The organism is Rhizobium sp. 25PS6 (assembly GCF_032464655.1).
GTDB classification, from domain to species: domain Bacteria; phylum Pseudomonadota; class Alphaproteobacteria; order Rhizobiales; family Rhizobiaceae; genus Rhizobium; species Rhizobium laguerreae.
In genome coordinates this window covers 103,940-114,870 of sequence record NZ_JAWDIV010000008.1, presented here as the reverse complement: position 1 = coordinate 114,870, position 10,931 = coordinate 103,940, and the positions used below count along the sequence as shown (strand labels likewise).

9 protein-coding genes are annotated in these 10,931 nt (G+C 63.2%); 3 read left to right on the top strand and 6 right to left on the bottom strand.

The features are described 5' to 3' along the window. Positions 1 to 10 precede the first annotated feature (10 nt). The 3 genes from RWK44_RS13480 to RWK44_RS13470 all read left to right on the top strand — a co-directional run bounded on the left by RWK44_RS13480 (position 11) and on the right by RWK44_RS13470 (position 4,113). On the top strand, positions 11 to 1,186 hold the full coding sequence (locus tag RWK44_RS13480) for a serpin family protein (protein ID WP_131662490.1): 1,176 nt from the start codon (positions 11 to 13) through the stop codon (positions 1,184 to 1,186). A 42-nt stretch (positions 1,187 to 1,228) separates the two neighbouring features. Beyond that, positions 1,229 to 3,634: a protein kinase domain-containing protein gene (locus RWK44_RS13475; RefSeq protein ID WP_131662491.1), complete on the top strand. Its 2,406-nt coding sequence runs from the start codon at positions 1,229 to 1,231 to the stop codon at positions 3,632 to 3,634. A 167-nt stretch (positions 3,635 to 3,801) separates the two neighbouring features. Continuing rightward, positions 3,802 to 4,113 (top strand): DUF982 domain-containing protein, encoded by a 312-nt coding sequence (locus RWK44_RS13470; protein WP_011655309.1) that lies wholly within the window; start codon positions 3,802 to 3,804, stop codon positions 4,111 to 4,113. 366 nt (positions 4,114 to 4,479) lie between these two features. Here the strand turns inward: RWK44_RS13470 and RWK44_RS13465 are convergent, their stop codons facing one another. The 6 genes from RWK44_RS13465 to RWK44_RS13440 are packed head-to-tail and all read right to left on the bottom strand — an operon-like array spanning position 4,480 to position 10,931. Beyond that, positions 4,480 to 5,355: an FHA domain-containing protein gene (locus tag RWK44_RS13465; RefSeq protein WP_077980019.1), complete on the bottom strand. Its 876-nt coding sequence runs from the start codon at positions 5,353 to 5,355 to the stop codon at positions 4,480 to 4,482. A gap of 2 nt (positions 5,356 to 5,357) precedes the next feature. Further along, positions 5,358 to 6,263 carry a type II secretion system F family protein gene (locus RWK44_RS13460; RefSeq protein WP_077980020.1) on the bottom strand — a complete coding sequence of 302 codons (906 nt, stop codon included), beginning with the start codon at positions 6,261 to 6,263 and terminating at the stop codon, positions 5,358 to 5,360. Next, positions 6,260 to 7,123, bottom strand: a complete 864-nt coding sequence (locus tag RWK44_RS13455; protein ID WP_077980021.1) for a type II secretion system F family protein — start codon at positions 7,121 to 7,123, stop codon at positions 6,260 to 6,262. The genes RWK44_RS13460 and RWK44_RS13455 overlap by 4 nt, the downstream gene beginning before the upstream one ends. 10 nt (positions 7,124 to 7,133) lie before the next feature. Continuing rightward, on the bottom strand, positions 7,134 to 9,032 hold the full coding sequence (locus RWK44_RS13450; protein WP_168283475.1) for an ATPase, T2SS/T4P/T4SS family: 1,899 nt from the start codon (positions 9,030 to 9,032) through the stop codon (positions 7,134 to 7,136). 19 nt (positions 9,033 to 9,051) lie between these two features. Continuing rightward, positions 9,052 to 10,008: a Flp pilus assembly protein CpaB gene (locus RWK44_RS13445; protein ID WP_316028926.1), complete on the bottom strand. Its 957-nt coding sequence runs from the start codon at positions 10,006 to 10,008 to the stop codon at positions 9,052 to 9,054. Next, the gene (locus RWK44_RS13440) at positions 10,005 to 10,931 is read right to left on the bottom strand and encodes a hypothetical protein (protein WP_168287245.1); all 927 of its coding nucleotides are present in this window, start codon (positions 10,929 to 10,931) and stop codon (positions 10,005 to 10,007) included. The genes RWK44_RS13445 and RWK44_RS13440 overlap by 4 nt, the downstream gene beginning before the upstream one ends.

The following is a 10,931-nucleotide window of genomic DNA, read 5'->3' as shown; positions in this document are numbered from 1 at the left end:
GGAGCGAACCATGCCGAAATCCACTCTGCTGGCGGCTCTTGCCGCTTCCCTGATGGCGCTTGCCCCGGCCGCCCATGCCGGCAACAGCAAGGCGATGCTTGCAGCACAAGCCGGGCTTGCGGCCGAACTGATCGACCGGACGCTGGCAAAGGAGGGTGCTGCCAATATCATGGTGTCGCCGGCAAGCCTTGCCGCAGCACTCGGTCTTGCCGCCCTCGGCGCCTCCGAGCAAGGCAAGGCCTCGATCGCCAAGGGCCTCGGCTTCGGCGGCGAAGTGAAGGGACCGGAGACGGCGCTTGACGCGATGTCTCAGGAGAAACCGGCAGCGGCGGACGCGCCTTTGACGACGGCGGTCGCGATCGTCTTCGACGACAAGCTGGTGCTCGTCCCTGATGCGCTCTCCATGCTCGCCGGTCACCGGATCAAGCCCTCGATCGAGGATCTCGACGGACCGAAATCGGTCGAGCACATCAACGGCTGGGTCAAACAAGCGACGCGGGGCGCCATTCCTGTGATCCTGGACTCACCGCCCGGCGGCGGCTTCGTCAGTCTCGGCGCGCTTTCCTTCAAGGCGCGCTGGAAGACCTCCTTCGATAGGGAAAGCCCGGCAAGCCCTTTTCAGCGGCCGGATGGCTCGACGATTTCGGTGCCGATGATGCATCTTGCCGGCGATGGGCAAAAATTCCGCTTCGACGAGAAATTCACCGCCGTCGACCTTGCCTATGCCGGCGAGAGCTACAGCATGGTCGTGGTGGCGGCCCGTTCCGGCAAGGGGGTGGGCGGCGCGGACCTGAAGGCACTCACTTCCTGGCTGCAAGGGGAAAAATTCGAAGCCGCCAAGGGCGAAATCTTTCTGCCCCGCTTTTCCCTGAACGACGGGCGTGATTTGATGCCGATACTCAATGCGATGGGATTGGCGCCCGAGAAGGCCAAGGATGCGGGTTTCCCGGGTTTCACCAAGGAAAACATCAGCCTGGCGCGCGTCCTTCAGAAGACGATGATCAAGGTTGACGAAAACGGCACGCAGGCGGCAGCAGCCACGGCTGTTATCACGGAACGCAGTATCGATCCGAAGCTTATTCGTGTCGTGGCCGATGCCCGTTTTGCCTTCGCGCTTCGCGATACAAGAACCGGCCTGCTGCTGGCCGCGGGCCTGATCGGCGATCCATTACTGGCAGGCGAATAGTATTCGGTTTCATGAATGCAATGAATGCAGGGGGACAAGTGCATGAGAAGTGATCTGATCGCCCGCTACACGATCGGCGAGCCGGTCTATGAGAACGAGTTCATCGTCTATCCGGCCCAGGACAAGCGGATGGACCATGCGGTCTTCATCGTCGCGCCCGATATGGCGCTGAAACTGGACAAGGCTCGTTTCGAGCGGGTCTGGACCTCCATCAACGAGGCCAAATCGCTGACGGCGCGCCGCTTCGTCGAAATCGAGGACCTCATTCCGCCGTCGCCGGAAGACGACAATTTCTATATCGTCGAGAAGCGGCCGTCGAAAACGCTGCACCAATATCTCGACGAAACGGAGATGGTAGCTTACGAACGCGCCGTCGAGATCGGCCGCCACATCCTCGAAGGCCTGGCGACGCTGCATGGCGCGGGTTACGCCCACAATGCGCTGACGGACCAGTGCATCTATGTCTCCGAGGACTATTCCGGCCTGTCGGTCCGGATCGGCAACCTGCACCTGATCTCGAAGATCGGCGAGCATATCATCCCGCCCTATGTCCCGGAATTCGGCGCGCCGGAAATCTATGCCAGCGGCACCTTCTCCGCCTCATCCGCACTCGACATCTACGCAATGGGCATGATCGCCTACAAGCTTTTCCTGCCGCGGCAGACCTATGCCAGCGTCTTCGACAGCGTCATGGTCTGGGAAGACGAGCACCAGCGCGAGCAGAGCTGGAAGAACATCCATCTCGACCCTTCGAATATCTTTCCCCGCCTCGACGTGCTGATCCCGGGCTTTCCCGAGGGGCTTGCAAGCCTGGTGGAAAGGATGCTGAGCCGCGATCCGAGCGCGCGACCGCGCACGGGCGCCGATGCGCTGGGCGAATTCGCCCGGGTGACGACAGGCATCCAGCCGATGTCGTGGGATCCGCGCGGCGGCATGCAACAGCAGCAAGACGCGCCGAAGCCGAAAAAATGGACGCTTGCCAAGCTGTCGATGATCGGCGCGCTGCTCTTGATCTGCATCGGCGTCGGTGTCGTCACCATCCCGAAGCTGCTCCGCCCGGATCCGAAACTCGTCGCCGATGTCGGCATCTGGAAGAAGGAGGCCGAAAGCCGCAAGCAGAAGGCGATCGCCGCCAAGGCGCCGGAGCGCCCGGCCAGCGACCAGGCAAAACTCTCCTACGACACCGGTGCTGCGGCGCTGACATCGGCCGATGCGCTGCTCAAGGACGAAGATTACGAACAGGCGCTTCCGGGCTTCCAGACGGCAGCCATCAATCTCGGCAATGCGCTGATCGGCATCTCGAAGGAGAATGCCGAGAAGGCGAAGGCCGCCGCTTCGGCGGCCGGCGGCGACAAGGCCCCAGGTTTTGCCGAGGCCGATGCCAAGATGAAGACCGCCGCCGACGCGGCCACTGCCAAGCAGATGCATGCTGCGGTCGACGCCTACGACGCATCGAAAACCACATTCGACGATCTCGCCAAGGCGCTCACCGCGCTGGCGGCGGCCGAAAAGGACGCAGCGGCAAAACGCGAAACAGTCAATCGCATCGGCGCCGGCGATAGCCCCGACGTTGCCAAGGCGAGCGGGCTGATGACCGAGGCCAAGGCCAAGGCCGAGCAATGGCAGATGCCGGCCGCAACATCTGGCTATGGCGATGCCGCCAAACTGTTCGACGCCGTCATCGCCGATGTCATGGCGGCGAAGGACGAGGCGACGGCGCTGAAGCAAAAAGTCACCGATCTCAGCGCCTCGATCGCGACCCGCGCCGGTGCTGCCGATCCGACGCTTGCCGCACTCACTCCGAAGATCGGCGAGGCCGACGGCCGCTACACCGCGGAAGCCTATAAGCTGGCGATCGTTGCCTACCAGCCGATCCTTGCCGATCTAGAGGCGCTGTCGGCGCGCGGCTTCTGCCCGGTTTCGGAGACGCTTGCCTTCGAGACCGTGCCGGCCGGAAGTTATTCGCTGGAGAATGTCCGGCTGATGACCTCGTCGATGCAGGAACTCGGCGGCATGCTTGGCGTTGCCAATGGCGCCGTGAAGATCGACAAATCCTTCTGCATGCAGACGAAGGCCGTCACCCGTGCCGAGATGGCGGAATATTACACCGCCAATTCCGATCCCGCCGCAGCCCAGGCCTATGCCGACAATCCGCAGCAGCCGGCCGACGACGTGCCGCTTGCCGTGGCGCAGAACTATACCGCCTGGCTGTCGAAGCAGTTGAACGCTCCCGTCCACCTGCCGTCGGCGACGGAATGGATGGCAAGTGCGGCGAAGATCACGCCGGAAAAACTGCCCGACAATGGCGATATCATCCTGCAATGGAGCGCCACCCCCTGCGAAGCCGGCGGCAATGTCGCCTTCATGGCGCAGGAAGGCTCGACCTTCGTGGTCTGCTCGGATGCGTCGGCCGGCGGCATCTTTCGCGTCACCGCCGAATTGCGGTGAGCGCGGCGAAACTGGGGATAGAATAGGGGAGCGCGTGCGCCGTTCTGCTTCGTTCGACAGCTCGCGTTCAAGCCGTATTATTCGACAAATTTCAATTCCAAATTACAAAATACGCGCGTATATTGAACTGGGGACTACAGTATCCGTGCCTTGAGGGGTCGAGGACAATGTGCTGGAACACATCATCAGCATTCACGCCGGTTGGGTTTGCTTTGCGAGGCCCGGCATCTCGCAAGATCGTATGGACACTGGGCGACGCGGCGCGTCTCCTGATCAACGACTGGCCTTGCGATGACGGCGAGGAATATGTGGCTGCCGTGAAAGCCTGCGTCGACGCATTGAGCGGCAAGATTGCCCCGGAACAATTCCGGGAAGCGCTTCTGCGTGCGGCCGATGAGGCGGGTATCGCCGCTCTATCGCTCGTCCGGCAGGGAGTTGGAGAGCGACGACCGGACCTGCCGTCGAGCGCGCAAAGATAGTTCGCATTTCGAGAGGCTACTCGCCTCTCGACGTCACGTTTGCGCCCCAGCCGCGGACATAGTCCCAAAGCTAGAAAAGCACAAAATGCAGGATGATGAAGCCGGTCCTAGCGCACTTCCTGCGAGGCCGGCGGCAATGTCGCCTTCATGGCGCAGGAGGGCTCGACCTTCGTCGTCTGCTCCGACGCGTCGGCCGGCGGCAACTTCCTTCCGCTGCTTCAAACACTCAGCGATATCACGGACATAAAATGAGAGAATTCGTCTTCGGCCGACGTCGCCGTGCGGTTTAGCGTTAGCAGAAGCAGCTCATCAATCTTGTTCTGCATCTGGCCGCTGACGATGGCGGTCAGGTAGCAGGACCGGCAATCAGCGCCGCGCCGGCGGCTTCACCGCGGCCCGCCGCTGCAGCGCGAAGCGCGCGGCCGAGCAGTTGACGTCGGGAACGAGATCGTAGGTCTGCTGGTAGAGGGTCTGCGCCAGCGTATTGTTGCCGCGGTTTTCCGAGGCGAGAGCTGCGAGCGCCGTGCGTTTGTAGGCCTCGACGATCGGTTCGGCTGCCTTGGCCAGCGCGGCGTCGTCTGACGGCTCGGCTGCCAGCGAAAGGGCGGCATAGGTTGCGTCGCCATCCCTGCCGACACGGCCGCCGACGGCGCCGTTGAAGCTGGCCTCCGAAACCTGACGCATGCGCCGGGCGTTCTTGATGCATGTCGGAATGCGGGCGGCTTCCGCATTGATGCGTTCTGCCGTCGGGCCACCCTCCGCGCTGCCGCTGTCGGAGAGGATCACGTAGCCGATGATGCCGACGATGGCGAGATAGGCGACACCCATGCCGGCGAGGAAGGCCGGCTGCTTAAGCAGCGACTTCTTCGGCTTGTCGTCACCTGCCTTGGATGCCTCCTTCTTCGGCGCCTCCTTGGCAGCAGCTTTGACGACGAATTGGAATTCAACGTCCTTGCCGAGACGGAAGCTGTCGCCGGCTTTCAGCGAGGCCGTCTGCAACAGCGCTTCGCCGCGCAGCATGATCGGGTTCAGCCCCATGCGGCGAATGATGAAGCCGCCATCGCTCTGCCGCTCGATGCGCGCATGGATCGGCGCCAGGAACGGATCGTCGACGACGATATCGGCGTTAGAAGCCCGGCCGATCGACATTTCCGGCCGGTCGAGCACATGGCTGCGGCTCTGGCCGCCGGGACCGGTCTGCAGAAGGCTAGGCTTGTTTCCGCGAAAGAAGGAAAAGACCATGATCAGAACATCCCACTCGACATCATCTCGACAATTGCAGGCGCCAGCACCAGAAGCAGGATCGATACGACGATCATCATCGCCGGCATGACGATCTTGGCCTTCAGCTTTTCACTGGCCCTGTCGGCCTTTTCCCAGCGGCGGAAGCGCAGGTCGCGCGCATGTTCGCGCAACAGCTCGACGCGGTTACTGCCCTCGACTTCGCCCTGGATCACGGCGCGGATGACGCGGATGACCTCTTCGGCAGTCATGCGACGCTCTAGACGCTGCAGCGCCTCGATCATGCCGGTGCCGAGCGCCACATCCTTCAGCGTCTGTTCGATCTCCTCGCTCATGACAGTGCCGGGTGCCGCTTCGGCATAAAGCCTCAGGCTTTCCGGCAGCGTCGCCTGCGCCTGCTGCGTCATGACGACGAGATCGAGAAAGTAGGGAAATTCGCGCGAGATGCGTTCCTTGCGATCCTGCGCCTTGTCGTCGGCGACGACCCAGAAATAGATGGCGGGGATCAGGCCGAGGATCAGCCCGGCCACGAGCCCGCCGATGACGCTGCCGCTGGCGATGCCGAACAGCAGGCCGAGCAGGACGAAACCGAAAAGGCTCAAAACAACGAGCAGCGCGATATATTCCCGCCCCGTGACGCCGCCGAAAGGCCGGCCGCCATAGATCAGCTTCTGCTCGAGCTGCGCGCCGTAGTCGGCCAGCAGCGGCTCGAAATGCGTCAGCACGAATTCGACCGGCGTGCGCATGCCGATGCTGTCGACGATATTCGGCGGCGGACCATCGCCGCCCGCGGTCCGGCGCACCACCTGAATGCTGCCGAGCATATCGCCGATCCACCAGACGAACAGCGCAGCCGTGATGCCGGCAAAGACGATGGTGATCGCGGCGAGGGGTATCTGAGACATCATACCGACACCTTCATCATCGAGCGCATCCAGAAGAAACCGGTCGCGTAGAGAATGGCGCCGACGATCGCGATGACGATGCCGATGGCGTTGCCGAACACCTTGTCGATCAGTTCCGGCTGACCGAAGAAGATCATCAGCATCATGAACAGCGCGCCGCCATTGACGACGCGAAAGTTCATGCGCGCCTGCGACGACGAGGTCGTGATCTTCTGATCGAGCTTCCAGATTTCCTTGAAGGATTTCGACATTTCCGTCAGCGGCTCGGAGATGTCGCCGCCCTGGCGGGCAAAGAGACCGAGGGCTGCGTCAACCATCTTGAAATGCAGGCTCGGCACGTTGCGGCCGTGGCGGTCGAGCGCCTCGACCAGGCCGATGCCGAGCTTCTGTTCGCGGGCAATGCGCTCGAATTCGCGCGAGGCGGGCATCTGGCCGGTATCGGCCACCGCATTGACGGCGATGGCGAGCGGCTTACCGGTGCGCACCGCCGAGACGATCTGGTCGACGGCATAGGGCAGCTGCGATTCGATCTGCAGCCAGCGGCGCTGCAGATAATAACGGATCACGCCCTTGGGCAAGAAGATGGCGACCGGGATTGCGATGACGAAGCCGAAGATCGGCCCGAAGATTAGCGAAATCACGATGAAGACGACGATCGCCGTGATGCCGTAGGCGAGGATCATCGTATAGGGCGGAACGGCATCGCGCCCGAAGACCTGCGCCGCCTCGCTGGCGAGCGCGATGTCACGCTCGGTGGCGCGCAGCAGCGGCGCCGGCCAGCGCACCGGCGCGCCCCAGACGAGCAGCCCCGCCGTTATTGCGCCGAGGGCGACCGTAAAAATCTGCAGAATGCTGATATTCATCGCTTTGCCCTCAGACGAACATGTCCAGTTTTTCGATTTCGCCGTCGTCGTTGAACTCGACGAGCTCGGCGACGAAGCTCGGCAGGTAGCCGGTAAAAGCATGCACGGCCTGGCCGCCGGCGCGGCCGACGAGATTGAAGATCGGCTCGACGATGATGAGGCCGGTATCCGGATCGATGCCGATCACCTCCGATATTTCGGTGACGGCGCGCCGCCCGTTCGCCAAGCGGTTCAACTGCACGACGAGCTCGACGGCGGCAACGATCTGCTGGCGGATCGCCATGACAGGCAGCGAGCTCTGCCCCTGCAGCACCATCACCTCAAGGCGGGTCATCATGTCCTGCGGCGTGTTGGCATGCGCCGTCGTCATCGAGCCGGCATGGCCGGTGTTCATCGCCTGCAGCATGTCGATCGCCTCCGCACCACGGCACTCGCCGACGATGATGCGGTCGGGACGCATGCGCAGCGCGTTGCGCACGAGATCGCGGATGGTGACGCTGGTCTCGGATTCCGCCGTCTTCGGCCGCGATTGCAGGTAGACGACATGAATGCCGTCGAGCTGCAGTTCCGACGTGTCCTCGACGGCAACGACGCGCTCACCGACCGGGATGAATTGCGACAGGCTGTTCAAGAGCGTCGTCTTGCCGGAGCCGGTGCCGCCCGAGACGACGATGTTCTTGCGGGAGCGGACGGCCGCCTCGAGGAAGGCGCGCATCGGCTCGCTGAGCGCGCCGGCGGTGACCAGCTTGCTGATATCGAGCCGCGACTTGCCGCCGAACTTGCGGATAGTCAGACAAGCGCCCTTGACCGCCAGCGGCGGAATGACGGCGTTGACACGCGAACCATCCGGCATGCGGAAGTCGGCCATCGCCTCGCTCTCGTTGATCGAGCGGTTGGAATCGACGGCGATGCGCTCGATCACCTTCATCAGCTGCCGCTCATTGGCGAAGGCGAAGGGATAGCGCTCCAGCAGGCCGAATTTTTCGACGTAGATCTCGTCGTAGCGCGTGACCATGATTTCCGAGATGACGTCGAGATCCATCAGCTCGGAGATCGTCCCCCAGCGATACATCAGCTCCTCGATGCTGGAGCGCAGGTGCATATGGGCGATCTCATAACGGTCGCCGGCGTTGAAAAGAGCCTGCCGGGACTGGAAGGCGGCGCTGAATCGCGTATCGAGCTGCGCGAAGTCCGCGCGGGTGGATTCGAAGTTCAGCTTGAGCTGCAGGGCCGAAATCAGCGCCTTGCCGACGTCGAAGAGGCGGCGATTGTCCTGCTCTTCGCGCGACAGGCTTGCGGCATTCGACGAGCCGTCACGACGCCCCGTACGGGCAATGCGTTTGGCCAGCCAGCGATAGACGGCGTTCTTGATGACGAGGATGACGAGATCCTGCGGTGCAGCGTCGAGCGCCTCCTTGATGAACATGTCGAGGCGCTCGCGGATTCGGTTTCGCGTGTCCTCGCGGCCGAAATCGGCGGATTTCACCAGCCGGTCATATTGCGTGTCCTTCAGCAGGCGCTCGTGAATTTCCATCTGCAGGGCGAGTACGCGTTCCTGATCGGGAAATTGCGTGACCACTTCGGCGGCCGCGGCCGGTTCGACGAGCTCGATCGTGACGTTCGGCACCCAGATCGACATGCCGGCCGAGACCGCGACCGGCGTGCCGGCCCGAAGCGGCTGATCGTCGACGCGCGTCGGGTTGCGGCCATGATGCTGCACCGACCAGCCCTGGCCCGACTTCCGCAGCACGAATTGCGGTGAAGAGACGTGGCTGCCGCGCAGCCGCACGACGCCTGCGCCGGCGGGCAGTGTCAGCGTGCTGCTTTCGCCGACGAAATAGGTCTCGTTCGCCGAGAGCGGGATCACCTCCCGACCGCTGCCGTCCTCATAGGAAATCTTCAACAGCATGGCTCATTCTCCCCCGGCGTCACATGCGCGTCCAGTTGATGCTCGGCAGGTCCTCGACGGTATTGTCGGCCGGATTGCGCAGCACGAGGTTCAGGCTGCCGTTCGACTGGCCCATGGCAAAAATCAGCATTTCAGCTTCCGACGGCGTCACTTCAACGGTCACGTTGTTGTAGGTGCTGTTGGCCTTGGTGACCGCACCCTCCGCTGTCGTCGCCGCGCCGACGGCCAGAACCTTGACATTCTGCAGGAAGGTGCGGGTGACGACGCGGGTGCGCGAGCTTATGCCGAGTTTATAATCCTGCGCCTGTTTGCGGTAGGCGTTGACATCGTTCTCGTCGGCGCCCGGATACTGGGTGAGATAGTTCTTCAGCATCTGCTCGACGGGCGACTGCGGCTGGGCTGGAGCCTGCGGCTGTCCGGCTGTGGCCGGCGCCTGACCAGGGACGGCAGGCTGGCCTGGCACGGCAGCGGGCTGGCCAGGGGCCCCCGGCTGGGTCGCGGCGGCCGGCGCCACGGGCTCGACCGGTTCGTCGACCGTGCCGATGATATCGACATAGCTGCCTGGCTCGACGAAATGGCCGACGGCCGCGGCAGCGTTGACGGGAAGGGTCAGCGCCCGCTTACCCGGCGCGATCATTGTCGTCAGGCGTCCGCCGTCGGTATCGTCGAAATACTGGAAGAGCAGCACCGAGCCGGCCGGAATATCGCTCGCAGCCGTCCTGTCCTTCAGCCATTCCTGATAGGCGCTGGCGGCAGGCACCGCGAGTTTGGCGAGCGCCCCGAAGCTTTCCGGCAGCATCACCGGTTCGGCGAGCATGTCGGGCGTGATCGCCTGTCCTCGCGTGACCTTCCTGTCGGGCTGGAGCCGCATGAAGGCATAGGCCGTCTGCTCGTTCTTGACGCTCTCGGTCCAGAAGTAGAGCAGGACGCCGGTGATGAGCCCGACGATGACAGCCGCGATGAGCTTCCAGTTCATGGTGTTATTCCCCCTACGAAGGGTTGCCTGATTTGAATGACCTCGACGGTTCGGCCGTCGGTTTTGCTGCGGGTGTACAAAACATTGGCCTCGACGCTGCCGCGCCGGCCATAAAGCGCGGTGACCCCGCCGCGCTGCGCTGGCGGCGTCTCGATGGTGAAGCCGTCGCGGGCAAGCAGATCGGCGCGCTGATCGGACCAGCGCACGGCCGACAGCGTGCCTTTCGACACGACCGTGCGTGACGTGTGGCCCTTGTCGCGATCGCCGATATCGCTCAGCACCTCGACACCGGCCGGCGGACGCAGCGACTGCGGCAGCTTGGTGACATCGGCAGGTGCTGCAAAGGCCGGCAGCGTCGAGGCAACATCGTCGAAGCGGCTCATCAGCACCTCGGTCATCGGCGCATCGGCCGGCCTGCGGATCATGATCGTGACGCCCGGGATGGGCGCTCTCGCCGAAGAATTTGCAGGGTCCTGACGTCTGAGATAATCGAGGGCAGCCTCGCCGTCGCCGTCGAAGAATCGCACCACCACGGCGAGATCGTCGCGGATGCGGCTCGTCTTCGGGACGATCAGCATGTTGGCGGCAATGACGGCGGTCAGTTCTTCCTTGTCGTTGCTTTTCGGCAGGGCGGGTCGGGTATTGACGGCCAGTACCCGCAGCCACTCGTCGGTGATATCGGAAATGCTGCGATCGCTCTGATAGGGCGTGAATTCAAGCGGTTGGCCGTTGATGACGAGATCGCGCGGCGCCCGCTCCGGCGCGCCGAGGATGCCGGCCAGCATCGAATTCAGCGTCACCCTCAAATCCTTATAGATCTCGGCGCGAACAGGTGTCGCCATGGCGGCGGCAAGCCCGATGACAAGCACCAAACCGGTGTGATAGCCGGCGAGACGAAAGGAGATGCGCGAGCACTGTCTCAT